Source organism: Ruegeria sp. BF6 (genome assembly GCF_056538665.1).
Genome location: NZ_JBQFTN010000003.1, coordinates 214,648 through 238,541, shown reverse-complemented (window position 1 = coordinate 238,541; position 23,894 = coordinate 214,648). Strand labels below are relative to the sequence as shown.

Annotated in this window: 30 protein-coding genes, 1 tRNA gene and 1 riboswitch; of the genes, 17 read left to right on the top strand and 14 right to left on the bottom strand. The window is 58.0% G+C overall.

The window, feature by feature from the left end; genetic code table 11:
* Positions 1-378 precede the first annotated feature (378 nt).
* Positions 379-1,011, top strand: a complete 633-nt coding sequence (locus ACR0IM_RS11550; RefSeq protein ID WP_480641324.1) for a hypothetical protein — start codon at positions 379-381, stop codon at positions 1,009-1,011.
* A 105-nt stretch (positions 1,012-1,116) separates the two neighbouring features.
* Here the strand turns inward: ACR0IM_RS11550 and ACR0IM_RS11545 are convergent, their stop codons facing one another.
* Entirely contained in the window at positions 1,117-1,284 is a 168-nt protein-coding gene (locus tag ACR0IM_RS11545; RefSeq protein ID WP_480641325.1) for a hypothetical protein, read from the bottom strand.
* Between the two features lie 282 nt (positions 1,285-1,566).
* Between ACR0IM_RS11545 and ACR0IM_RS11540 the strand changes: the two genes are divergently transcribed.
* On the top strand, positions 1,567-1,914 hold the full coding sequence (locus ACR0IM_RS11540) for a hypothetical protein (protein WP_480641326.1): 348 nt from the start codon (positions 1,567-1,569) through the stop codon (positions 1,912-1,914).
* Between the two features lie 92 nt (positions 1,915-2,006).
* Here the strand turns inward: ACR0IM_RS11540 and ACR0IM_RS11535 are convergent, their stop codons facing one another.
* Together ACR0IM_RS11535 and ACR0IM_RS11530 are read right to left on the bottom strand one after the other, a co-directional pair.
* The gene (locus ACR0IM_RS11535; protein WP_480641327.1) at positions 2,007-2,429 is read right to left on the bottom strand and encodes a Rap1a/Tai family immunity protein; all 423 of its coding nucleotides are present in this window, start codon (positions 2,427-2,429) and stop codon (positions 2,007-2,009) included.
* Entirely contained in the window at positions 2,426-2,671 is a 246-nt protein-coding gene (locus ACR0IM_RS11530) for a helix-turn-helix domain-containing protein (protein ID WP_480641328.1), read from the bottom strand. Before ACR0IM_RS11530 ends, ACR0IM_RS11535 begins: the two co-directional genes overlap by 4 nt.
* 74 nt (positions 2,672-2,745) lie before the next feature.
* Here ACR0IM_RS11530 and ACR0IM_RS11525 point away from each other — a divergent pair, with 74 nt between their 5' ends.
* Both ACR0IM_RS11525 and ACR0IM_RS11520 read left to right on the top strand, forming a co-directional pair.
* Positions 2,746-3,186, top strand: a complete 441-nt coding sequence (locus ACR0IM_RS11525; protein WP_480641329.1) for a hypothetical protein — start codon at positions 2,746-2,748, stop codon at positions 3,184-3,186.
* A 90-nt stretch (positions 3,187-3,276) separates the two neighbouring features.
* The gene (locus tag ACR0IM_RS11520) at positions 3,277-3,789 is read left to right on the top strand and encodes a hypothetical protein (RefSeq protein WP_480641330.1); all 513 of its coding nucleotides are present in this window, start codon (positions 3,277-3,279) and stop codon (positions 3,787-3,789) included.
* A gap of 48 nt (positions 3,790-3,837) precedes the next feature.
* Here the strand turns inward: ACR0IM_RS11520 and ACR0IM_RS11515 are convergent, their stop codons facing one another.
* Complete coding sequence (locus ACR0IM_RS11515; protein ID WP_480641331.1) at positions 3,838-4,476, bottom strand: NYN domain-containing protein; 639 nt, start codon at positions 4,474-4,476, stop codon at positions 3,838-3,840.
* 333 nt (positions 4,477-4,809) lie between these two features.
* Positions 4,810-4,885 (bottom strand) — tRNA-Lys (locus tag ACR0IM_RS11510).
* 212 nt (positions 4,886-5,097) lie between these two features.
* Here ACR0IM_RS11510 and dapF point away from each other — a divergent pair.
* Positions 5,098-5,940 (top strand): diaminopimelate epimerase, encoded by an 843-nt coding sequence (gene dapF / locus ACR0IM_RS11505; RefSeq protein ID WP_480681991.1) that lies wholly within the window; start codon positions 5,098-5,100, stop codon positions 5,938-5,940.
* Positions 5,937-7,193 carry a tRNA (N(6)-L-threonylcarbamoyladenosine(37)-C(2))-methylthiotransferase MtaB gene (gene mtaB / locus ACR0IM_RS11500; protein WP_480681990.1) on the top strand — a complete coding sequence of 419 codons (1,257 nt, stop codon included), beginning with the start codon at positions 5,937-5,939 and terminating at the stop codon, positions 7,191-7,193. Before dapF ends, mtaB begins: the two co-directional genes overlap by 4 nt.
* A 137-nt stretch (positions 7,194-7,330) precedes the next feature.
* Here the strand turns inward: mtaB and ACR0IM_RS11495 are convergent, their stop codons facing one another.
* From ACR0IM_RS11495 to petA, 3 genes are read right to left on the bottom strand one after another with little or no spacing between them, the layout of a single operon-like run.
* On the bottom strand, positions 7,331-8,116 hold the full coding sequence (locus ACR0IM_RS11495; protein WP_480592203.1) for a cytochrome c1: 786 nt from the start codon (positions 8,114-8,116) through the stop codon (positions 7,331-7,333).
* Positions 8,117-8,133: 17 nt separating this feature from the next.
* The gene (gene petB, locus ACR0IM_RS11490; RefSeq protein WP_170405072.1) at positions 8,134-9,465 is read right to left on the bottom strand and encodes a cytochrome b; all 1,332 of its coding nucleotides are present in this window, start codon (positions 9,463-9,465) and stop codon (positions 8,134-8,136) included.
* Positions 9,466-9,476: 11 nt separating this feature from the next.
* Positions 9,477-10,061: a ubiquinol-cytochrome c reductase iron-sulfur subunit gene (gene petA, locus ACR0IM_RS11485; RefSeq protein WP_170405069.1), complete on the bottom strand. Its 585-nt coding sequence runs from the start codon at positions 10,059-10,061 to the stop codon at positions 9,477-9,479.
* 486 nt (positions 10,062-10,547) lie between these two features.
* On the opposite strand from petA, the gene ACR0IM_RS11480 reads away from it, so the two are divergent.
* A complete protein-coding gene (locus tag ACR0IM_RS11480) occupies positions 10,548-10,994 on the top strand; it encodes a c-type cytochrome (protein WP_480681989.1) in 447 nt (148 codons plus the stop codon).
* Positions 10,995-11,045: 51 nt separating this feature from the next.
* Here ACR0IM_RS11480 and ACR0IM_RS11475 read toward each other — a convergent pair whose 3' ends face one another.
* Positions 11,046-11,654, bottom strand: coding sequence for a glutathione S-transferase (locus tag ACR0IM_RS11475; RefSeq protein WP_480681987.1), 609 nt, complete (start codon positions 11,652-11,654; stop codon positions 11,046-11,048).
* 111 nt (positions 11,655-11,765) lie between these two features.
* Positions 11,766-11,913, top strand: a riboswitch (FMN riboswitch).
* 72 nt (positions 11,914-11,985) lie between these two features.
* On the opposite strand from ACR0IM_RS11475, the gene ACR0IM_RS11470 reads away from it, so the two are divergent.
* The 5 genes from ACR0IM_RS11470 (at position 11,986) to cobO (ending at position 15,904) form a co-directional block, all read left to right on the top strand.
* Positions 11,986-12,426, top strand: coding sequence for a 6,7-dimethyl-8-ribityllumazine synthase (locus ACR0IM_RS11470; protein ID WP_480592197.1), 441 nt, complete (start codon positions 11,986-11,988; stop codon positions 12,424-12,426).
* Between the two features lie 94 nt (positions 12,427-12,520).
* Positions 12,521-13,621 carry a chorismate synthase gene (gene aroC, locus ACR0IM_RS11465; RefSeq protein WP_480592195.1) on the top strand — a complete coding sequence of 367 codons (1,101 nt, stop codon included), beginning with the start codon at positions 12,521-12,523 and terminating at the stop codon, positions 13,619-13,621.
* Positions 13,605-14,279 carry an HD domain-containing protein gene (locus tag ACR0IM_RS11460; RefSeq protein ID WP_480592193.1) on the top strand — a complete coding sequence of 225 codons (675 nt, stop codon included), beginning with the start codon at positions 13,605-13,607 and terminating at the stop codon, positions 14,277-14,279. The genes aroC and ACR0IM_RS11460 overlap by 17 nt, the downstream gene beginning before the upstream one ends.
* Before the next feature lie 32 nt (positions 14,280-14,311).
* Entirely contained in the window at positions 14,312-15,247 is a 936-nt protein-coding gene (locus ACR0IM_RS11455) for a DMT family transporter (protein ID WP_480681985.1), read from the top strand.
* Between the two features lie 57 nt (positions 15,248-15,304).
* Entirely contained in the window at positions 15,305-15,904 is a 600-nt protein-coding gene (cobO, locus tag ACR0IM_RS11450) for a cob(I)yrinic acid a,c-diamide adenosyltransferase (RefSeq protein WP_170672728.1), read from the top strand.
* A gap of 34 nt (positions 15,905-15,938) precedes the next feature.
* Here cobO and ACR0IM_RS11445 read toward each other — a convergent pair whose 3' ends face one another.
* The 5 genes from ACR0IM_RS11445 to ACR0IM_RS11425 form a co-directional block, all read right to left on the bottom strand.
* Positions 15,939-16,133, bottom strand: a complete 195-nt coding sequence (locus ACR0IM_RS11445; RefSeq protein ID WP_480592189.1) for a hypothetical protein — start codon at positions 16,131-16,133, stop codon at positions 15,939-15,941.
* 195 nt (positions 16,134-16,328) lie between these two features.
* Positions 16,329-17,897, bottom strand: coding sequence for an alkaline phosphatase D family protein (locus ACR0IM_RS11440; protein WP_480681984.1), 1,569 nt, complete (start codon positions 17,895-17,897; stop codon positions 16,329-16,331).
* A 133-nt stretch (positions 17,898-18,030) separates the two neighbouring features.
* On the bottom strand, positions 18,031-18,396 hold the full coding sequence (locus ACR0IM_RS11435) for an SPW repeat domain-containing protein (RefSeq protein WP_480681983.1): 366 nt from the start codon (positions 18,394-18,396) through the stop codon (positions 18,031-18,033).
* Positions 18,397-18,505: 109 nt separating this feature from the next.
* A complete protein-coding gene (locus ACR0IM_RS11430; RefSeq protein WP_480681981.1) occupies positions 18,506-19,456 on the bottom strand; it encodes an AraC family transcriptional regulator in 951 nt (316 codons plus the stop codon).
* A gap of 126 nt (positions 19,457-19,582) precedes the next feature.
* Positions 19,583-20,449 carry a branched-chain amino acid aminotransferase gene (locus ACR0IM_RS11425; protein ID WP_480681980.1) on the bottom strand — a complete coding sequence of 289 codons (867 nt, stop codon included), beginning with the start codon at positions 20,447-20,449 and terminating at the stop codon, positions 19,583-19,585.
* A 160-nt stretch (positions 20,450-20,609) separates the two neighbouring features.
* Here ACR0IM_RS11425 and ACR0IM_RS11420 point away from each other — a divergent pair, with 160 nt between their 5' ends.
* Genes ACR0IM_RS11420 through ACR0IM_RS11400 form a run of 5 tightly spaced genes read left to right on the top strand, consistent with a single transcriptional unit; the run spans position 20,610 to position 23,880 of the window.
* Complete coding sequence (locus ACR0IM_RS11420; RefSeq protein ID WP_420585637.1) at positions 20,610-21,122, top strand: MarR family winged helix-turn-helix transcriptional regulator; 513 nt, start codon at positions 20,610-20,612, stop codon at positions 21,120-21,122.
* Positions 21,119-21,820 (top strand): response regulator, encoded by a 702-nt coding sequence (locus ACR0IM_RS11415; protein WP_480592179.1) that lies wholly within the window; start codon positions 21,119-21,121, stop codon positions 21,818-21,820. The genes ACR0IM_RS11420 and ACR0IM_RS11415 overlap by 4 nt, the downstream gene beginning before the upstream one ends.
* A 27-nt stretch (positions 21,821-21,847) precedes the next feature.
* On the top strand, positions 21,848-22,774 hold the full coding sequence (locus ACR0IM_RS11410; RefSeq protein WP_480592177.1) for a histone deacetylase family protein: 927 nt from the start codon (positions 21,848-21,850) through the stop codon (positions 22,772-22,774).
* Positions 22,771-23,013 (top strand): exodeoxyribonuclease VII small subunit, encoded by a 243-nt coding sequence (locus ACR0IM_RS11405; protein WP_058272726.1) that lies wholly within the window; start codon positions 22,771-22,773, stop codon positions 23,011-23,013. Before ACR0IM_RS11410 ends, ACR0IM_RS11405 begins: the two co-directional genes overlap by 4 nt.
* A complete protein-coding gene (locus ACR0IM_RS11400) occupies positions 23,014-23,880 on the top strand; it encodes a polyprenyl synthetase family protein (protein WP_480681979.1) in 867 nt (288 codons plus the stop codon). It abuts the gene before it with no gap.
* Positions 23,881-23,894: the final 14 nt, after the last annotated feature.

Sequence of the window (23,894 nt, the reverse complement as noted above, 5' to 3'; positions counted from 1 at the left end):
CGTCTCAGTCACGATTCTGCTAGTGGTGCAAATTGGCGCAGGCCAACAGCGTCTACAGTAGAGCGAAATAGATAGCTTAAAATAGGCTGATTTAGGCAACCGTCACCGCTTTTTCCGAGGCGGTCTATGCGGGAAAGGATACGCCCTCCCCTTTCCGTTAAGCAGGAAAGCCAGAGCGCACGGAGGGTTCGCCCCATCGGGCGCAATTCATGCCTGAAAGCAGGCATCAGCACGGCGTGATTGTTCACCCCCCAATGGGGGACGTACCCTAGATTTGACCGAGGGGTGCCGGAAAAGCGCACCATGCGACGGTGGGGATAATTGCATTGCGCTTCGAAGGTTTCTAACGATGGTTGTGCTAAGTAATTTAGGGTAAAAATGCTTCATCGTTTCTGTTCTTTTCTAGCCCTAGGGGCCATTCTATTCGGCGTAAGCGCGTGTGCATCGAAAGAAGAAAGACGTATCGCCAGAATTAGCGAACCGAATGTTGTTGTTCCAAAGGCGGAGTTTACTTCCCAGCAGGTTACGAAACTATTCCTGGATGTCTGCGTGGAACATGTAGACGATCCAAGTTTTGTTCGGAAGAAAGGGAGAGAACTTGGACTAAAAAGATACGAGCGGCCATCACCTGACTTTTATTTTGCTTCGCGCAACACTGATGACGGAGGGCGTGTCAAACTGAATTTTGGAGATAGCACCATACTTTGGCACTCTTCTAATGATGCTGGCAGCTTTGATGTTTTTCACTGTAGCTTTGCGGCGAATGTCAGCGATGCACTCGCTCCACTTTCCGACCAACTATTTAAGGCCCTGTCGGAGGAACCAACATTTTTCGCCGATGATGCGAGATGGAAAAAATCGAGAACTATGGAAGCAACCTCATTGGGCAGAAAGGGCATACTTCGGGTCCGACTTCCCTCGCCGATTATAGGTAGTTCAAGTCTCTGCAAAGGTATTCCTGATTGCAGTTTTGTCGGCGCTCTGAGTTTAGAGTTAGAGGTCCGAAGGTAACGCAATTGGGTTCACCCCACGTTTCGCCTCAGAGGCCCCAAATTGCCCGTCAGGCACATGCACGGCTCTGTGGTCCGCATATCAGGTCTGGCGGGGAACGAAACGCTACCCCTGCAATTCCGGTACGGGTTTCTTGGTTTCTTCGTACCGATCCACCGCAGCTAGGTACTCGTCCAGTTTGCGGCCTTCCTCGGTATCAGGCTCAGATCCCCACAGATACTCTATTTCCCGGAGTGCGGCGCGGTATTCGGTCGGGGTGCGGACAATGGTCATAGCAAAACCTCAACGAAGATAGGAATGCTGGGGGCCTACTTCTTAGCCTAGCTCATAGTGGCCATTTTATGAGCAACCCCTCTCAAGACCAATTCGGGAATCCCCGTAGCGGGCTTTTTCTCAGTCATAAGGGGGCTAGGCCATGTAGCGAATGTAGCGGATGTAGCAGGCCCTAGGCGCTGATTTCGTTTTTCTATGCGCATAGAAGGTTTGTGGGCTTCATGGTTTACAGCGCCGCGCGGGATAGGTAACCCTCACTTTATAGTTTGGGAAGTTTCAGCATTGAAGAAAGCCTTGATAGTCGCTGCCTTGTTCGTTGTGGCCGTACTCACCGCCATTCTTGTACGCAGTGAATTTAAGGCAGATGAAGCGACACGCGAGGCAAACGAAGCTGCCCAGATTACGCAGCTCGCTAAGGAAAACTACGTCAAACACCTCTCCCTTGAGGGCTTGAAGGAACAACAAAACGAAGTTTTGGCGGATTGCATGATTGAGAAACTTACTCCCTTTGGACGGAGACCTATGACATTGGCAACGTCCGAGAGGGACGCAAAAGTTGCCATGCTTGCAGGTGGCCGTAACCTAGTCGATGACGATTGCTTATCCCGGGCGATCAACGAAACAGATTGAATTTCTTTTGGGGAGGAACCCTTTTCCAGCTTAAAGCCAAGGTCGCCGGTTTCATCTATGATACGAACAACTGCACAGCTTCTTAAAGTTACTCATCCTTGGCATGGGAACGCCTCAACATAGGCCTGCCAAACCAGTAAACGGGCAGTTTCGTGCCTAATGGATGGGTTCTTGCTGAGGTACTCAACTGCTACGTCTCGAAGCTGCTCGTTTGAGGCTGTATCTGGGATGCAGTGGCCGAGGAAGTGATTGATAAGGCCGTTTGCATCTTCCGTATTTTCGCTGGAATCCAATTGAGCCAAGACCTGAAAAGCACCGATACTGCGCCCCTCAATAACGCCGATTAGATAGCCAATGCAAAACCCTGCCATTACAGAGTTTTCGCTTCTACAAGCCTCATAGAGTGAGTTACCACTGATTTGCTGAGCTTGTGCCCCAGCCGACACTAAACCGTCGCCGGTTACGAGAGCCGTTAACAGCGCGAGATTGCGGACCAATTTTTGAACTTTTTTCACTGGCCACCCTTTCTCACCAAAACCACGCCCGGCCCATAAGCCGTATCTCCCTCATCCAGGAACTGAACGCCTTGGGCTTCTAGTGCGGCACGGATGGCGTCTATCGCGTTTGTTGACGCAGATATTCTGCCCGCACCTTCAGCTCGTTTGACGGTCGGAACCGAAACGTTCGCTGCTTCTGCCACCTGAACCTGAGACCATCCGATAAGCGCTCTCGCCGCTTGCAGTTGGTTGCCTGTCATTTTACCTCTTGATCCCTTCGGATCAGTGTTTATATTGATCCCTAAGGATCATAACACAATCGGAGGAAACAGCAATGCAAGAACAACGCGCCTGCGCGAATGGGGGAGATATGCCCGGATTAAAGCAACCACCCAGCCGCGTCAGTGAGTATGAAAACCATATAAACGGCGGTTTGCCCCGCTGCGGGGATTCCGTTTACCGGGACAAGATAAAGAAAATTGACTCGCTACGGCAGCAGGACGCGGAGTATTTCGCATCCCTGCCAAGTGATCCCAGAGAGGCGAGAAAGAAGGCTCTGAATCTGCTTGCTGAGATTACCGACACTGACGAAATGTTGGATCAGACCGAGGCGCTGTTAATGGGGATCAGGGGCATTGCCCGCGATGCAATGGACGACAGCTTCTATGAAATGCAAGCTATCCTGACCATTGTTCGGGTGTGCGAAGAACAGGTTTCTAAATCAAAAGCTAACGCTGATTTGGCCCATCGTTTGATTAGAAAATTGGAGGTTTAGAAATCACATTGAGGCCCCAACTGGACAAATCATCAACATTAAACACGGGGCGCAGCATTATCTGCGCCCTTTTCCTTAGTGAGAATTGATATGAGTTATTACAGCGTCAACCGGCACTGGTCGGACCAGTTCTTGCCCGAGATAAAGAGCATCATCGGCAATCACATTATACAAGCTGCACCAGATCCGCTGGACCATTCTCAGGCCACGGATTTGTTGATGCTAGACGCCAAAGACATGCGGATTGCAGCCAGGGTCAGACGTCACGGCTACGCATCAAGATACCCGCACCAGTTCACCATCAGGGCAAAGTTACCTACTGGTGCTGAGACGGAGCTATCCAAGATAGTGAACGGCTATGGCGACTGGATGTTCTACGGCCATGCGGGGCCAGACGGACAATCGATTGTAAGATGGTGGCTGATTGACCTGCGGGCGTTCAGGGCGGCGCTGATACGACACAGGACGGCAGGTTCATTCCTGCACATGGGTGACAAGCGCAACGCAGATGGAACGTGTTTCAAGTGGTTTGATATTCGGTCGTTCCCTAAGGAACCGCCGTTGGTGGTCGCGAGCTCTGAACTGGCCAAGGTGTCTCTGTAAGACAGCAATTCCTGATACAATACGAAAAACAAACGTAGAGCAGGATCGTCACAGATCGTACTCAACTGGGCGTCGAAAAATCTCGTTACCATGCTCGTCTGTCGCGGTCTCAGGCAAGAGATTTCGGAGCATGTGCTCTTCTTGAATCTTGCCTCTTTTGTCAGCCGCAGCCCACAACTCTTTACTATGTGGTCTGAATGGCGGCGCGATTACTTTGATCTTTTTATTGTCGAAAGTATTCCGCAAAAGCCTCACTGGCCCAAGTAAGTCAGAATCATTTGTTACCAAGAAAGCTTGATCAAACAAGTTCAGGTGCGCGTCATTAATCAGATGCATCGCGATGTTAACATCAGATTCTTTCTCTTCGCGTCCTTTGTATTCCGTTTTGCAGTTTTTACAGAAACTTGTCTTAGGCTTAAATTGCCCCTCAATTATGGTAACCCCGACGTATTCCAAAGCATCGGCATAGTTCTTGTGCCTTTTATGCTTCTGAGGATTCCATGTCGGGTATGCGGTAAAGAACTTAACTGCGCCCACTTTGTGAACCGATGGATCGATGAACTCTTCCATCAATGACCAGAGATTTAGCCACTTTAAGTGTGAGCGCGCACCTCGTACCGCACGATTTGCATCCTCGATTGCATGGTAAACATTGAACCCGTCAATATAGGCAATGACCTTCGTCAACTAGACCTCCAGAAATGCGAATGCCGTGAGCATTTTCACGCCCACGGCTTGCGACAGATAAATCTGCCGGGATGCAATAATCCCTATATGAGTCAGGAGAGACTCGCTGTCAAGGAAACTAGTGTCGCAGTTTCTGTTTTTTTATACTGCGTTGGCAACCACTAGGGGCTGACTAACAATGCGGTCGGTCCTCTTTTCAATGAAAACACACGAAAGACGAAATTCGCAGTTTTTGTCCCCTATATGTCCCCCAGAACAACAAGTATACGCCTCCGTCGCTCAACTAAGTGACGCAAGGCATTGCATAAGGTTTTGATATATATTGATAAAAAGTGGTGAGCCGTGCAGGATTCGAACCTGCGACCCACTGATTAAAAGTCAGTTGCTCTACCAACTGAGCTAACGGCCCACTCTTTTGTCTGGATCTTGTTGATCCGTGGCGCTCTCTAAGGCATTTTCCCGACCGGGTTCAAGCCTTTATTTTGCGCCTCGTTTCGCCTTCACTTAACTTGTTTCCGGCGACCCGATAGGCGGCCTAATTAGGCAGGTGGCGCGGGGGGGTCAACCCCTTTTTTCAGGAATCTTCACCGCAGGGTGGATTCCTTTCAAGCGCAGGGTTATATGCGCGCCATGCAACGAATACTGACCTCCGGTTTGCCCTTCATGAAGATGCACGGACTAGGCAATGACTTTGTTATTGTCGATGCGCGCGCGCAAAGCGTTGAGATTACGCCGGCTCTGGCGCGGGGAATCGGGCATCGGCAGTTTGGTGTCGGATTCGACCAGCTGGCGGTGATTGAAAACGGCGAATCGGATGCGCACCTGGTGTTCTACAACGCCGACGGATCGACCTCGGCCGCCTGTGGGAATGCCACGCGCTGTATTGCGCGTTTCCTGATGGAGGAAACCGGCAAACCCGAACTGACACTGACAACCGAACGCGGCACCCTGTACGCACGCGATGCAGGCGAAGGGCTGACCTCGGTCAACATGGGGCCGCCGCAGTTGGACTGGCACGAGATTCCGCTGGCCGAAGAAGTCGAAACGCTGGAGCTGCCGATCGAGGGTGGGCCAACCGCCACCGGAATGGGCAATCCGCACTGTACCTTCTTTGTCGAGGACGCCGAGGCCATCCCTCTGACCGAGTTCGGGGCGCGGTACGAATACCACCCCCTCTACCCCGAGCGCACGAACGTGCAGGTGGCGCAGGTCATCGGCCCAGATCATATCCGCATGCGCGTGTGGGAACGAGGCGTGGGCATCACGCTGGCCTCGGGCTCGTCTTCTTGCGCAACTGCCGTTGCCGCCGCACGGCGCGGCCTCACCGGGCGTAAGGTGCAGATCGACCTGGACGGTGGTACCATCTGGATCGACTGGCGCGAGGATGGCGTCTGGATGACCGGACCCACCTGCCACGTGTTCTCGGGCACTCTGACTCCGGACTTTCTGAGGTCACTGGGATGAGCGCGCCCAAATTCGCTACACTGGGCTGCCGCCTGAACGCCTATGAGACCGAGGCGATGCGGGAACTGTCGCAACAGGCCGGCCTGACCGATGCGGTGGTGGTGAACACCTGCGCCGTGACCGCCGAGGCGGTGCGCAAGGCTCGGCAGGAAATTCGCAAGCTGCGCCGCGAAAATCCCAACGCGCGGCTGATCGTGACCGGCTGTGCCGCGCAAACCGAACCCGAAACCTTTGCCGGAATGGAAGAGGTCGACGCCGTCATCGGCAACACCGAAAAGATGCAGCCCGGCACCTGGAAAGGTATGGCCGCGGATTTCATCGGCCAAACCGAGGCCGTGCAGGTCGACGACATCATGTCGGTCACCGAAACGGCGGGCCACCTGATCGACGGGTTTGGCACCCGCTCGCGCGCTTATGTGCAGGTCCAGAATGGCTGTGACCACCGCTGCACCTTCTGCATCATCCCCTACGGTCGCGGCAACTCGCGCAGCGTTCCTGCGGGCGTGGTGGTGGACCAGATCAAGCGGCTGGTGGATCGCGGTTATAACGAAGTTGTTCTGACCGGGGTCGACCTGACCTCATGGGGCGCCGACCTGCCTGCACAGCCCAAGCTGGGCGATCTGGTGATGCGCATCCTGAAACTGGTGCCGGACCTGCCGCGCCTGCGGATCAGCTCGATCGACTCAATCGAGGTGGATGAGAACCTGATGCAGGCCATCGCCACCGAGCCGCGCCTGATGCCGCATCTGCACCTGTCGCTGCAGCACGGGGATGATCTGATCCTGAAACGAATGAAACGCCGTCATCTGCGCGACGACGCCATCCGTTTCACCGAAGAAGCCCGCAAGCTGCGCCCCGAGATGACCTTTGGCGCTGACATCATCGCGGGCTTTCCGACCGAATCCGAGGCGCATTTCGAAAACTCACTGAAGCTTGTCACCGACTGCGATCTGACCTGGCTGCACGTCTTCCCCTATTCCAAGCGCGACGGCACTCCAGCGGCCCGCATACCGCAGCAGATTAACGGCACCATCATCAAGGACCGGGCCGCCCGGCTCCGCACGGCGGGTGGCGCTCAGGTGGCCAAGCACCTGACCGAGCAGATCGGCAGGACCCATCATATCCTGATGGAAAACCCCAATATGGGCCGCACCGAACAATTCACCGAGGTGTCATTCGGAACCCCTCAGACAGAAGGGCAGATCGTGACCGCCACAATCACTGGCGCCACCAAAACCCAACTCACTGCCTGATTCGCTCTTCATCTGGCCCAAAATACCTCGGAGTTGAATTGGCCGCAGGCCAAGAAGGGGCTGGCCCCTCCCCCCCCAAATAAAAAACCCCCGCAGCCAGTGGCGCGGGGGTTCTTAATTCTAAGGAAGATCAGCGCTTAGTGCTTCTTCTTGCCCTTTACAGCGGCCCACAGGCGCTTGTTGACCAGGTACAGCAGGACCGACAGCAGCGACAGGAAGATCACGCCGACGAAGCCGGAATATTTGCGCTCCATCATCTTCGGTTCGGCCGTCCACATCAGGAAGGCGGCGATGTCCTCGGACATGGCTTCAACCGTGGCCGGGTGACCATCGGTGAACTCGACCTGATCATCCGCCAGCGGGGGTGCCATCGAAATCCAACCACCTGGGAAGGCAGTGTTTTCGTACAGGACCGTGCCGGCCTCTTCCTTTTCGTGACCGGTGTACCCGTCCAGCAGCGAGGCGATGTACTCCGCACCACCCATGCCTTTGATCAGCTGGTTGATACCCAGACCGTAGGGGCCATGGAAACCGGCGCGGGCCTTGGCCATCAGGCTCAGGTCCGGTGCGCCAACGCCGTCATTGGCCGGGAAGTGGTCGGTCGGGATGGCCGGGCGGAAATCGTCCAGCTCAGGATCGAACACTTCGAAGTTGGCCGCCGAATACGCAATAACTTCTTCTTCCGAATAGCCCAGCGCCTCAAGGTCGCGCAGGGGCACGTATCTCAGGCCGTGGCAGGCTGCGCAGACCTCGGTATAAATCTGAAGACCGCGCTGCAGTTGGTTCTGATCCCAAGTTCCGAATGGCCCCTCGAACGAGAAGTGGAAGTCCTCGATATGCTGCTCGCCACCGCCTGCCGCGTAGGACGCAGCAGGAGCAAGGGCCAGAGCAAACGCGGCACCGATTGCAAGTTTCTTGAACATGTTTCCGGTCCCTTTTCTTACTCGGCCGGCGTGGCGTCGGCGTCAGCCTTGCCATAATGCGCGTTGAAGTCTTCTTCGATGGTCTCGGGCTGTGCCAGAGGCTTCTCGATCACACCGAGGATCGGAAGGATCACGAAGAAATAGGCGAACCAGTAGGCGGACGCGATCAGCGAGAAGGTCGCATAGGGCTCTTCCGCGGGCATCGCTCCCAGCCACATCAGGGCAAAGAAGTCGATGATCAGCAGGTAGAACCACCACTTGAACATCGGACGGTACTTGCCCGAACGCACGCTCGAGGTGTCCAGCCAGGGCGCCAGGGCCATGGCCAGGATCGCACCGAACATCGCGATCACACCAAAGAACTTGGCGTCGACGATGCCGCCGGTGATGAAGCTGGCGAACTGAACAACCCAGACCTCACCGGTGAAGGCACGCAGGATCGCGTAGAACGGCAGGAAGTACCACTCAGGCACGATGTGCGCAGGTGTGACCAGCGGGTTGGCTTCGATGTAGTTGTCCGGGTGGCCCAGGTAGTTCGGCATGAAGCCGACAATCGCCCAGAACACGACCAGGATCACGGCCAGCGCGAACAGGTCCTTGATCACGAAGTAGGGCCAGAACGGCAGCGTGTCTTTCTCGGCCTCGGCTTTCGAGCCACGGCGCACTTCAACACCCGTCGGGTTGTTGTTGCCGGTGGTGTGGAAAGCCCAGATGTGCACGATCACCAGCGCCGCGATTACGAACGGCAGCAGGTAGTGCAGCGAGAAGAAGCGGTTCAGCGTGGCGTTATCCACCGCGGGCCCGCCCAGCAGCCAGGTCTGGATCGCGTCGCCCACAAACGGGATCGCGCCAAACAGGCCGGTGATCACGGTCGCACCCCAGAAGGACATCTGACCCCAGGGCAGAACGTAGCCCATGAAGGCGGTGCCCATCATCATCAGGTAGATCAGCATCCCGATGATCCACGTGATTTCACGCGGGGCTTTGTACGAGCCGTAGAACAGGCCGCGGAAGATGTGGATGTAGACCGCAACAAAGAACAGCGACGCGCCATTCATGTGCAGGTAGCGCAGCATATAGCCGCCATTCACGTTGCGCATGATGTGCTCGATGCTGGCGAAGGCCAGATCAACATGCGGGGTGTAGTGCATCACCAGAACGATACCGGTGACGATCTGCAGCGCCAGGCAGAACGCCAGGACGATGCCCCAGATCCACCACCAGTTCAGGTTCTTGGGGGTGGGGATCATGATGGTGTCGTAGATCAGGCCGACGATAGGCAGTCGGCTGTTCAGCCACTTCTCACCGTTTGTCTTCGGCTCGTAATGATCGTGGGGAATTCCGGACATCTGGGTCTCCCTTAGCCGAGCTTGATGGTTGTCGCGTCCACCCATTCAACGGGCGGAACGGGCAGGTTTTCAGGCGCGGGGCCTTTGCGGATACGACCGGCAAGGTCATAGTGCGAACCGTGGCAGGGGCAGAACCAGCCACCGAAATCACCAGCATCGCCCAGAGGTACACAGCCCAGGTGCGTGCAAACGCCCATCTGAACAATCCATGCGCCGGGCGCTTCGCCTTCTGGCGACGGCATCACGCGGTTGGCATCGGTTGCAGGGGCATCGGCGGGCAGGTTGAAGTTGCGCGCCAACGGATCAGGCAGTGCGTCTACGCCTTCAGCGTCCTGCTCCTGAGCCTCTTGAATCTCAGCGCCGGTACGGTGACGGATGAATACAGGCTTGCCCAGCCATTTCACAGTCAGCTGCGTGCCCGGCTCGACACCGCTGACATCCTGGCGAATCGAGGACAGCGCCTGAACGTCTGCCGATGGGTTCATTTGGTTGATCAGGGGCCATACGGCTGCACCCGTCGCAACGACACCTGCGCCGCCAGCGACGTAGTAGAGGAAATCTCTGCGGGTGCCTTCGTTGTCTTCTGCGTGGGACACGAGGTTTTCTCCGATTCCGGCGCCCGCGGTTGCGGGCAAACATGCATCAACACCGCATCAAAGCGGCGTCTCATCGCGGCTATCTAGCCGGGAGAAATCGGTTCGTCCAGCGGTCATAGGCGCGCACTACGCCGCATCTGGGCATTCATGTCACAACGAAGGGGTGAATTTTCAAGTTCTAGGCAGGCTTAAGCGGGGGAATCCGCCAATAATGAGAATTTTCTGTCTATGTGATTCGGTTCAGGTACATCCCGACAGGAACAGACCATCAGGATCAGCTATCCTCCCGTCACAAGCCGCATGACTTGCAAGATTCTGACCTATTTTCGCCATGCAATTTTCCACTTTCGGGAAATTCGTGACCGGGAAAAAACTGAGTTGAAAATAGATATTTTATAGAGCCTTACGCTGGTTTGATTTCGATTGCACTTTTAACGGGAATCTAGGAAGGCCCGATTAATTCCCAACCTCAGCAGGACGCCTTCAATGCAAAAACTCATTCCAACAGTGTTGACCCTTATGATTGCCCTTACGTCACAAGCCTTGGCGGCTGGTGATCCGTCCAAGGGCGAAAAACTCTATAACCGCTGCTCTTCCTGCCATGCGATCATCAAAGATGGTGAGGTTCTGGTCAAAGGCGGCATCACCGGACCGAATCTCTACGGTGTGGTCGGCCGCGTCGCCGGAGCCGAAAATGACTACCGCTATGGCAGCGAGCGCCTGCCTGTCGGAATGTTCACCGATGATATGATCCGCGCCGGCGAAGAGGGTCTGGTCTGGACTGAAGAAACTATCTCTGCCTATTCGCAGGACCCGATCGGGTTCATTCAGGAATATCTGGATGACGAGACCGCGCGCCCGAACATGAGTGTGAAACTGAAAAAAGGCGCCGACGACATCGCCGCCTATCTTGCCACGTTCAGCGCGCCCTGATCGACCATGCGCTGGCCCTTCCTGTCATGGCCAGCGCAGCTGAAACCGGGCTCAACCTTCCGGGCGGGTCGCTACCATGCTGGGCCGTTCGTTGAAGGCGGCAAACCATTCGCTAAGCGCATCATTGCCTTTGCGCCAATTCCGGGCATCGTGGCGCAAATCCAGATAGCCCAGCGCGCAAGCCACGGCCACCTGCCCCATATCCAGCGGGCCTGACAGATGCGCCATCCAGCGTTGGTTCAGCGCGGCACAGGCCCGTTCGATCTTACCCCATTGCGCATCCAACCACGTATCCCACTGCTTGTCCTCGGGACGCAAGCGCGCTTCGTAGGCCATCCCCACAGCCGAATCCAGAATGCCGTCAGCCATCGCTTCCAGCGTCAGCACATCCCAGCGCCCGGTCCCGTCAGGATACATCCCCACCTTGGCGCGCGTGTCCAAAAAGGCACAGATCACCCGACTGTCGAACAGTGTCGGGCCATCGGGGCGCTCCAGCGCGGGAATGCGCTGCAGCGGCACTTTACCCTGCAACTCATCGGCCGGAGTCAGCGGGGTGGTGGCAATGGTCATCACCTCGACATCCTCAAGCTGGCCGGTTTCGTGCAGCAAAACCATCACCTTGCGGACATAGGGCGAGGTTGGACTGTGATAAAGTTTCATTCGCGCTCTCCTTGGTTGCAGCGACCTTACAGGACGACCATGGAAACAAAACCCGTCAATTGCCCGGACGCGAACCCTCTTGCAGAAGTGAACGCGTCTTGCCAAATTCCACCTCGTTCTCAGGGCGGGGTGGAATCCCCCACCGGCGGTATGCGGGCCACGACCCGTAAGCCCGCGAGCGGCCCCGGTGCCGGGGTGACAAGCAGATCTGGTGAGAGGCCAGAGCCGACGGTTACAGTCCGGATGAAAGAGAACGTGCAGCGTGCCGGTGATGCGGCGCGTCTGCTCGTGATCGCCTTGGGTGACGTGTCTGTTACGAAAGGAGATCATGATGACACACACCCGCTATGCTTTTGTCAAAGCCAACTGGCATTCCGATATCGTCGACCGCGCGCTGGACGGGTTCCTTGAACTCATCCCTGCCGAACAGGTTGATGTTTTCGACGTCCCCGGTGCGTTCGAAATGCCGCTGATCGCACGCGATCTGGCACAAACCGGCCAATACGCTGCCGTCGCCTGTGCCGCTTTTGTGGTGGATGGGGGCATCTATCGGCACGATTTCGTGGCACAAGCCGTGGTCGACGGCCTGATGCGTGCCGGAATGGATACAGGCGTTCCCGTCCTCTCGGTCTCGCTCACCCCGCACCAATATCAGGAAACCGATCACCACAACGCCATTTACCGCGCGCATTTCGTGGAAAAGGGGCGTGAGGCTGCACAGGCAGCACTGAATATCACTAAAACCCGCGCCACTCTGACCCGTGCGGCATAGGCACACCTGGTTGGGGCGACCCCGCCCCAACCGCAAATCCGCTTGAGGCCGCGAGCCTTGCCCGCTAATCACGTCGCGCAAAGGAGCACGCCCCATGTCGATGAACAGCTTTGGACACCTCTTCCGCGTCACCACCTGGGGTGAAAGCCACGGGCCCGCCTTGGGTGCCACAGTTGACGGCTGCCCGCCGGGCGTCGCGATTGACGCGGCGATGATCCAGCACTGGCTGGACAAGCGCAAACCGGGGCAGAACAAGTTCACCACCCAACGGCGCGAGCCCGATCAGGTGAAAATCCTGTCGGGCGTGTTCGAAGGTCAGACAACGGGCACCCCCGTGCAGCTGATGATCGAGAACACCGATCAGCGCTCAAAAGACTACGGCGATATCATGGACAAGTTCCGTCCGGGTCACGCCGATATCACCTATTGGCAGAAATACGGGATTCGCGACTATCGCGGCGGTGGGCGTAGTTCGGCCCGTGAGACCGCATCGCGCGTGGCGGCGGGCGGGCTGGCGCGTGAGGCGATCAAGCAGATCGCGCCGAACGTGCAGATCACCGGATACATGACCCAGATCGGCCCGCACAAGATCGACCGTGCCAATTTCGACTGGTCGCAGATCGAACAGAACCCGTTCTGGACGCCGGATGCGCAAGCCGCCGAAGACTGGGCCGTGTATTTGGACGACCTGCGCAAATCCGGCAACTCGGTCGGAGCTGTGGTCGAGGTCGTGGCCCGCGGCGTTCCCGCCGGGCTGGGCGCACCGGTTTATGCCAAGTTAGACACTGATCTGGCCGCAGCGATGATGTCGATCAACGCCGTCAAAGGTGTCGAGATCGGCGAAGGCATGGCCGCCGCCGAACTGACCGGCGAGGCCAATGCTGACGAGATTTTCATGGGTCAGGATGGCCCGCAATACAGCAGCAACCACGCGGGCGGCATTCTGGGCGGCATCTCAACAGGGCAGGACGTCGTCGTGCGGTTTGCGGTGAAACCGACCTCGTCGATCCTGACCACCCGCAAGACCATCACCAAGTCCGGCGAGGAAACCGAGATCATCACCAAAGGCCGCCACGACCCCTGCGTCGGCATTCGCGCTGTGCCGGTGGGCGAGGCGATGATGGCCTGCGTGATCCTCGACCACCTGCTGCTGCACCGTGGCCAGATCGGAGAGAACCGTGGACGGATCGGCTGATCTGCGCTCGCGCCTGCGTGCAGTGGTCGCGCAGCGGATGGAGACCGATCCCGCGCATGACCTGGCTCATTTGGACCGTGTCTGGGTGAATGCTCAGAACATTGCCGATGAGGTAACGGACCGATCCGTGTTGCTGGCCGCCAGTTATCTGCATGATCTGGTCAATCTGCCGAAAGACGACCCCGAACGCCATCTGGCCTCGCGCAAGTCGGCACAAGATTCAGAGCCTATCCTGAGGGAACTGGGCTACAACGAGACCCAGATCAGCGCGATTCAACACGCCATCGAAGCGCATAGTTTCTCGGCAAATATCACCCCGGAAACGCCCGAGGCCTGCATTCTGCGCGATGCCGATCGGCTGGATGCGCTTGGGGCAATCGGGGTGGCACGAAACTTTTCCGTATCGGGCGCACTGGGGCGGACACTATACGATGCGGCGGACCCGTTCGCCGCAAACCGTCCTCTTGAAGATCTCCATTATTCGATCGACCACTGGAAGGTGAAGTTGTTGAACCTTCCGGATGACATGCTGACAGACGCGGGAAAGCGGATCGCCAAGAAGCGCGTTCAGCGTATGATCCGTTTCCTTGAGGAATTTGCAGAAGAGATCGGCAGCCCCCTGCCTCAATCCTGGGCGACCCACCGTTCGGACCGTTGATCTTTGCAAGGTAAAAGCGCAGGGTCGCGCCGATGGCAAAACCCTTAACATCGCATCGACCGGTTCTGGCCGTATCGCTGAAACTTTGCGCGCTGGTGCTGTTCACGGCAATGCAGGCGCTGGTCAAAGCGTTGTCGGTCGATTTCCCGCCCGGAGAGATGGTGTTCTTCCGTTCGCTCTTTGCGGTTCCGGTGATCATCGGCTGGCTGGTCTATCGGGGTGAGCTGGTGCAGGGGTTGGTGGTCAAAAAGCCGATGGGGCATTTCTGGCGCGGCGTTCTGGGCACCAGTGCCATGGGTCTGACCTTTACCGGCCTCAGCCTGCTGCCCCTGCCCGAGGTCACGGCGATTGGCTATGCCACACCGATCTTCACGCTGATTCTGGCCGCGGTCATGCTGGGCGAACGGATCCGCATGATCCGCATTGGCGCGGTCGCCATCGGTCTGCTGGGGGTGCTGATCATGATCTGGCCACGGCTGGGCGGCAACAACATGGACACCGCGGCCACCATCGGCGCGCTCTGCGTGCTGGCGGCCACCATCGCACGGGCGTTCGTGCAAATCCACATCCGGCAACTGGTGCAGGTCGACCATCCCGCTGCTGTGGTCTTTTATTTCTCGCTGACTGCCACGCTGTTATCATCCCTGACAGCCTTTTGGGGATGGACAATGCCGACGTTGGAACAGGCTCTGATACTGGCTTGTATCGGGTTGATCGGTGGCGTGGCGCAGATCCTTGTGACCTCGTCCTATCGTTTCGGGCAGGCGTCAATGCTGGCGCCATATGATTACACGACCATGCTGTTTGCCATTGTCATCGGCTATATGTGGTTCGATGAGTTGCCGACCCTTGTCATGCTGGGTGGTGCGGCGCTGGTGATTGCTGGCAACGTGCTGGTCATTCTGCGCGAACGGCAGTTGGGCGTGGATCGGGGCAAGGACAAATCGGCCCCGGACCCAAAGGCCTGATCTTTACCTTTGGCAAACTTCGCTTAGGTTGGGCGCAAATCAAGAGAGGTTCCGCCGATGAGCGACGCACAAGATCACAAGGAAAAGATGCAGAAGGTGCAGGCCCAGCACCGCAAGAAAGTGTCCGAAGCCGTCGACCCGGAGCGCGGGCTGGTTCTGATCAACACCGGCAAGGGCAAGGGCAAATCCTCGGCCGCGTTTGGCGTGGTGATCCGGGCGTTGGGCTGGGGCCAGAAAGTTGCCGTGGTGCAGTTCATCAAGGGCAAGTGGAAAACCGGCGAGCGGCGCTTTTTCGAAGAGCGCGATCTGGTGACCTGGCACACGATGGGCGAAGGCTTCACCTGGGACACGCAGGACAAGGAACGTGATATCGCCGCCGCCAACGCCGCCTTTGACAAGGCCCGCGCGCTGATGGCCAGCGGTGAGTATGATCTGGTGGTTCTGGACGAGATCAACATCGCCTTGCGCTACGAATACCTGTCGGTGGATCAGGTGATCGACGGGCTGAATGAGCGGTCCGACAAGACCAGCGTGTTCCTGACCGGCCGCGATGCCCCGCAAGCGCTGCGTGACTATGCTGATCTGGTCACGGAAATGACCGAGGAAAAGCACCCGTTCCAAGCCGGCATCAAAGCCCAGCGCGGCGTGGATTTCTGAAGTTTAGAGATTGAACAGCCCCGGCCCAGGGCTGTTACCCCGCCGAGGTTTCATTGAGAAACCGAACCGATCCGCGACGGCTTGTGACGCTGGTCGGCAGGATTTCCGGCAGCTGGTTTTCTGATTTTGGGGTCTTGTCGACATAGGCACAAAAATCATCGTCGCAGCAGCAACCACAAGCGGTGGCTGCCTCGTGCCGTGCCATGATTTCGTCCAGCGGATCACCCATGTTTTACCCTGATCATTCGTTTTCGAGGCGGCGGCGGGCTCTCACCATTTCATGCGCTAAGCCCGCAAACCGCCTCGAAACCCTGTGCCGGATACCTGCGCATCTGGCGTTATGTACTATCTGACTATTTTAGTCGGGAATTTCAAGGGTAAAATGCGCCCCAAAGAACTCTCTGGGGCGCGACGTGGCGGGCGCTCAGATTCCTTGCCGCTGCGGGTCCAGTGTTACCGACCACAGCTCGGTATCGGCGCGATCCATCAGGCGCACGGTCATCTGCTGGGTCGCCCCATCAATGTCGACCAGACCAAAGAACTGCAGGCCCGCACTGGGCGGCAGGTTGGCGCCTTGCTCTTCGGTTGGTGCTTTAACGAATTTCACCTGCGGCCCGAAAGTGCCGTCCAGCGCGTTCGGGCCGAATGTTCCTGCGTGCAGCGGGCCGGAGACGAACTCCCAGAACGGGTTAAATTCCTGAAATTGCGCCTTGTTAGGATCATAATAGTGCGCCGCAGTATAGTGCACGTCCGCCGTGAACCAGACCGTGTTGGTGATGTCTTCGGTCTTGATGAAGCGCAGCAGATCAGCAATCTCCAACTCGCGGCCCTTTGCCGGGCCATTATCCCCGTTCGAGATCGCCTCGGACCCCTTCTGATCCTTCCACCGGTCCCAAACGATCAGACCGATCGGCATGTCGGAAGCGATCACCTTCCACGTGGCCGGAGACGCAGATAGCGCGCGCTTGAGCCAGGCCAGTTGCTCGGCCCCCAGAATGCGGGACTGATCGGTGATTTCGCCCTCCATCGACGGCCCGTTTGGCCCGCGATAGCTGCGTAAATCCAGAAAGAACACGTCCATCATCGGCCCGTACGAGATCTTGCGATACACGCGCCCCGGCTCGGCTGGCGTGATCCGCAGCGGCGTCATCTCGTGGAACGCACGGCCCGCGCGCGATTGCAGGACATGCACCGATTTTTCGGTATAGCGGTCGTCCGAGATCAGGTCCTTGGCGTCCGACCAGTTGTTGACAACCTCGTGGTCATCCCACTGGAAGAAGGTTGGGCAGACGGCATTCATCGCCCGCACATGCGTGTCCATCATGTTGTACTTCCACTGGGCGCGGAATTCGTCCAGCGTTTCAGCCACCTTGCGTTTCTCGTCAATCAAGGTGGTGTTCTTCCAGATCAGCTGGCCATCTTTCTCGACCTGGTCCCGCATCGGGCCGTCGGCATAGACCGTGTCGCCCGAGTGGATAAAGAAGTCCGGTCGATGCTGCGCCATGGTCGCATAGGTGCGCATCCCGTCGTCATCGATGCCCCAGCCCTGCCCGGCGGTGTCACCCGACCACGCAAAGCGGATATTGCGACGCTTGGAGGGTGCAGTGCGGAATTGGCCAATAATAGGCTCTGATACGATGTTGATATCGCCCAGATCAGCGGCCACGAAACGGTAGAAGATATCCTGATCCGAAGCCAGCCCTTCGACCAGCCGCTTCACCGCAAGATCGTTGTTCGGGATGGCGTCCATCGGCGTCAGCTTGCGGGCGTCGGCAAAGCTCTCGGTGGTCGACACCTCCATCATCACCCGGGCCGGACGGTCCGTGCGGGTCCAGATCATGCCCGAACTCATGTCGACATCGCCCGACTGAACGCCGTGCGTGAACGCGGGTCGGGATGATGCACGGCTGATCGCAGGCATGGACAGCGACGCGGCAAAGGCGGTGCTGCCTGCCAGAAAGGCACGGCGGTTGGGGCGAAGGATTGGAGTCATTGGGGCTCTCCTGTCTGGTAACCATTGTTGGCCACGCGATTGGTGAGCGGCAGTGAGCCGCCTGTTTGTAAAACAAGCGGCTCAGATTCTTGAAAGTATCACGATGATTTTGTGACACCTGTGGAAAACCTGCTCAGGCAACCACACCCTGTTCCGGCGTGCTGAGCGATATGACAGCGACCACCGCCGCGCCGTTCAACCAGTAGTATATCGCATCCAGGCCCGAGAACCCAAACAGGCTCGGCGTAGCCAGGAACACGACACCGACCAGCAGATCAACGGCCAGATGGAACTTGTAGGGCAGCACCCGCCAGACGCCGAGATGGTGATCGGTCAGTACGGTCAGCACAAAGGCCGCGACACCGGTGACTACGGAAAGCCACAAGGCCATCGGGTTGGATTGCCCCAACCCCAGAACAAAGGGCAGCCCCATCAGGGCAAGGGCGACAGGGTAATCCAGGTAAGCGTGTATGGTGCGGGTAACGAAACGAACAGACATCGAAATTTCCTTTCCTTGTTTGGCATGAACCCAAACTAGGAAAGAACACTCGGACGCTTAATTCCGGATCGTCCGTGAAACCGTGCAGATCGTTCAGAATTTGGTCGGATCAGTGCATGGATCGATACGCTGCGGGGGACAGGCCGATCTGCTTTTTGAACACACGGGAAAACGCAGCCTCTGACGCATAGCCGACCTCGGCCGCAGCGTCGGCCACATTCCAGCGGTTCTCGGTCAAGCCGTGGCAGGCGATCTGCATCCGCCAGTCGGTCGAGTATTGCATGGGCGTGGTGCCCATCTTCTCGGCAAAAAGCTGAGCAAAGGCGGTGCGCGACATACCAGCTTCCCGGGCCAGCGATTCGACACTCCAATCCTGAGCCGGGGCCTGATGGAACGCGGTCAGCGCGCGGGATATCCGCGGATCAGCGAACCCTGCCAAAGCGGACTCGCTGGGGCTTTGATGTTCAAGGTGAGCTCGGATGGCCTGGGCGAACAACACCTCGGACAGTTTCAGGGCGATCAGGTCGCCACCGATCCGGGCATCGCTGATCTCGGACCCGATCATGCGCAGTGTAGCCTCGATCCAGGCTCCGGCCTCTTCGCCGTAGTTCTCGATCAGGATGTAGGGCGGCAGCCGGTCAATCAGCATATGGCCCGTGCCCTGCCGCCCCGGCGGACCGGTGAACGAGAAATGACCGCAGATCAATTGCGTATCTCGGCTTTTGTCCTCTCCACCATAAATCAGTACGCCATCGCCCTGATACCCGGCGTCATCCAACACCTGCTCAAGCGGCAACGCGTCCATCGGTCTGACTTCGTTGCACAGCAGCGCATGGGCCGAGCCATGCGGGATCAGGATCAGGTCACCTTGCCTTAGACGAAGTGTTTCCCCCGTGTTAGAGACGAAAACCTTCAGTTCTCCGCGCTGCACGAAATGAAATCGGGCCACATTTTCAAAAGCAGGAACCTGGATCCCAAATGGCGGCGTGAAAGAGGTGCGGAAGTAGAATGTACCGCGCAGGGACAAGCGGGTGAGGATATCGCTGAGCAGGTCTAACATGAGGTTAACCTATCCTCAGCTGTGCGTTCGTCCAGCCGGCTGAACGATCTGCACAAAAGTTTGAACGTCAGGCAAAGAAAAACCCCCGCATTTGGCGGAGGTTCAAGAAACATTGGCTTGCGCGGATCAGGCGCGCACGAGCGCCTCATACTCGGCGGCGATCTCGCGGGTCAGGTCTCCGACCTCAAACGTATAGTCACCGATCTGGCCGACCGGGGTAACCTCGGCGGCGGTGCCGGTCAGCCAGCATTGTTCGAAATCAGCCATTTCCTCAGGTTTGATACGGCGTTCGTGAACGGTGATGCCCTTGTCCTTCAGCATCTCGATTACAGTCTGGCGGGTGATGCCGTTCAGGAAGCAATCGGCCAGCGGCGTGTGAACCTCTCCATCCTTGACGAAAAACACGTTGGCCCCAGTCGCCTCGGCCACGTAGCCGCGCCAATCCATGAACAATGCGTCCGAACAGCCTTTGGCCTCGGCTTTGTGCTTGGAGATGGTGCAGATCATATAAAGACCCGCCGCCTTGGCGTGAACCGGAATGGTTTCCGGGCTGGGGCGCTTCCATTCCGCGATGTCCAGCTTGGCGCCCTGCATCTTGGCGTCGCCGTAATAGGCCCCCCAGGGCCAGACCGCGACAGCCATCCGCACCGGGTTCCTGGCCGACGCCACACCCATATCCTCACCCGAGCCGCGCCATACCAGCGCGCGAACATAGGCATCCTTCAGACCGCTGGCTTTCAACGCCTCTTCCTTGGCCGCTTCGATCTCATCGACAGAATAGGGCATCGGCATGTCCAGCGCCTCGGCCGAGGCAATCAGACGTTCAGAATGCTCGCGGCTTTTAAAGATCTTACCGTTATAGGCACGCTCACCCTCGAACACGGATGAGGCGTAGTGCATCGCATGCGTCAGGATGTGCACATTGGCGTCGCGCCAAGGGACCAGTTTGCCATCCAACCAGATGGTGCCATCACGATCATCATACCCCGCCATGCGAAACCTCCAGCCTCGGGTTGAATTTTCCGATTATTGCGCCAATTAAGTCCGATGCGGACATAAAGTTGCGCAGAAACTGCGGTTCGATACCTGTCCACTCTTGGAATGTCAACAACGCTGACATAAAGTCGGTCCGGAGTAACGAATGAGGCAAACCATGTCGGATACGCGCCCCGCACAAGTCTTTGGCGGTGAAAGCCTTTTGTTTCTGACCGACGAACAACTGCGGCAAGGCATCGAGGCGATGTTCTTTGCCTATCGCGGTTTCACCGCAGACCCCGATCGCATTCTGGCGCAGATGGCTTATGGCCGTGCGCATCACCGGGCCGTGCACTTCATCAACCGGGCGCCGGGGACAACGGTCAACAACCTGCTGGCTATACTTGGGGTCACCAAGCAATCGCTGAACCGGGTGCTGCGGACCTTGATCGAGGATGGCCTGGTCGAAAGTCGCGTAGGTACGGTGGACAAGCGCGAGCGTCATTTGTTTCTGACCGAAAAGGGCAAAACGCTTGAGGCCAAACTGTCCGAGGCCCAGCGCGTGCGGATGCGCGCGGCGTATAAAGATGCAGGTCCCGAGGCCGTGTCGGGATTTCGTAAAGTGCTTGAAGCGATGATGGATGCTGATATGCGTCATGCTTACACGAAACTACGGGATACGACCTCATGAGCGATTTGGATGCCCATCTGCTGATCGTCGACGACGATGAGCGTATTCGTGATCTGCTCAAGAAATTCCTGATGCGGAGCGGGTTTCTGGTGACCGCCGCCCGCGACGCAGCCCATGCGCGGCGGGTGTTGTCGGGGCTGGATTTTGACATGATCGTGCTGGATGTGATGATGCCCGGTGAAGATGGCGTGAGCCTGACCAGGACGCTGCGCGAAACCCATACTACACCGATCCTGCTGCTGACCGCACGGGGCGAGACCGAGCACCGCATCGCCGGGCTTGAGGCCGGGGCGGACGACTATCTGGCCAAGCCGTTCGAGCCGAAAGAGCTGCTGCTGCGGATTAATGCGATACTGCGGCGGATGCCGGAAACACCGGCGCAGGACACCGCGACCAAGATATTGAACCTTGGCCCGATCCGCTATGACGTGGAACGCGGCGAGATGTGGCAGGGCGAAGATCCCGTGCGGCTGACCGCCACCGAGAGCCAACTGATGAAGATCTTCTCGGCACAGCCGGGAGAGCCGATCAGCCGCGCCAAGCTGGTCGAAGATCTGGGCCGTGACAAGGGTCAGGCGCAGGAGCGGGCGGTGGATGTGCAGATTACCCGCCTGCGTCGCAAGATCGAACAGGATCCCAAGCAGCCTCGGTATCTGCAGACGGTGCGCGGCGCCGGATATATGTTGGCGCCGGACTGATCTTAGGCAAATGAACAGGGGATCGTGATGAAAACTGCCCTTCTGACTCATGCGGATTGTTTGGGTCATGTGACGCCCAATGGGCACCCAGAGCGAGTCGCACGGCTGGAGCATATCCTGCATTCGCTTGAGGGGTTGGACCTGAACCGGGTGACGGCGCCTCTGGCGGCAGATGATGATCTGTTGCGGGTTCATCCGGAAAGCTACATCCGGGACATTCGCGCCGCGCGCCCGGACGAGGGGTTCGCCCAGATTGACGGGGATACGTTCATGTCTCCGGGCTCGGTGGATGCGGCCTATCGCGCTGCCGGGGCCGTGGTACGGGCGGTGGACATGGTGCTGGGCGGAGACGCTCCGAATGCGTTTTGTGCGATCCGGCCCCCAGGGCATCATGCTGAAACCGACAAGGCAATGGGGTTCTGCCTGTTTGGTAATGCCGCTCTGGGGGCGAAGCATGCGCTGGATCATCACGGGTTGAACCGGGTCGCCGTTGTGGATTTCGACGTGCATCACGGCAACGGCACGCAGGACTTGCTGTGGGATGAAAAACGTGCGCTGGTGATCACCAGCCAGCAGATGCCTTTGTGGCCCGGATCGGGGCGCCCGGACGAGACCGGCGCGTATGAGACAATTCTGAACATTCCCCTGGCCCCAGGTACGGGTGGGGCCGAGATGCGCGCGGCTTATGAAACGCTGGCTTTCCCTCGCCTACGCGCTTTCAGGCCTGAACTGATCATCCTCTCGGCCGGGTTTGACGCCCATCAGGACGACCCGCTGGCCAATCTGAACTGGTCCACCGGCGATTTCGCCTGGGTCACCGCTGAGCTGTGCAGGATTGCTGATGAGCTGTGTGAGGGACGTATCGTCTCGACTCTGGAAGGCGGGTATGATCTGAACGCACTGGCCGAGGCCACACGCGCCCATGTGGAAGAATTGATGAAGGCAGCCCGATGACCGATACCCCCGTTGATCAAATGACATTCGAACAGGCGATGAAAGAGCTGGAGGCCGTGGTCGGCCAGCTGGAGCGCGGTGACGTGGCGCTGGACCAATCCATTGCGCTGTATGAACGCGGGGCGGCATTGAAGAAGCGCTGTGAAGATGAGCTGAAGCGGGCCGAGGAAAAGGTGGCCGCGATCACGCTGGACGCCAATGGTCAGCCGACCGGGACGACCCCTGTCGAAGGTCAGTAAATGTTTCGCGAAAGGCTAGCGCAGGACGCGGCGCGCATTCAGGATCAGTTCGATCTGGTTCTGAGCGCGCTGGACGATCTGGATGTGACCCGGGCGATGGCCTATGCCACCGAAGGCGGCAAGCGGCTGCGCGGGTTTCTTGTGCTGGAAAGCGCGCGTCTGCTTGGCGTGGACGCGCACCGCTCTATCTGGCCCGCGGCGGGGATCGAAGCGCTGCACGCCTACTCGCTGGTGCATGACGATCTGCCCTGTATGGATGACGATGACCTGCGTCGCGGGCGCCCGACCTTGCATGTGAAATGGGACGAAGGCACCGCCGTTCTGGCCGGGGATGCATTGCAGACTTTGGCCTTCGAACTATGTACCCGCCCCGAGGTCGGGAATGCCGAGGTCCGCGCGGACCTGGCCCTGACACTGGCCAAGGCCAGCGGGGCGCAAGGCATGGTGCTGGGGCAGGCGTTGGATATTGCGGCAGAGTCGGCTGCTGCTCCGCTGACACTTGCCGAAATCACCCGTCTGCAGGCCGGTAAAACCGGCGCCCTGATCGAATGGTCCGCCTGTGCGGGGGCTCGGCTGGCGCAGTCCGATCCGGCCCCGTTGCGCCAATATGCCCAAGCTCTTGGCCTTGCTTTTCAGATCGCGGATGACATCCTTGATATTGAAGGTGATGCCGAAAAGGCCGGGAAACGCCTGCAAAAGGATGCTCGGGCCGGCAAGGCCACGTTTGTCTCATTGCTGGGTCTGGACGCGGCAAAAGTCCGTGCTGCGGAGCTGATTGATCAGGCCTGCACTGCACTGGATGGGTACGGACCTTCGGCTGAAACCTTGAAGGACGCCGCCCGCTTCGTTATTGCCCGGGACAGCTAAGCCAGGAATGCGCC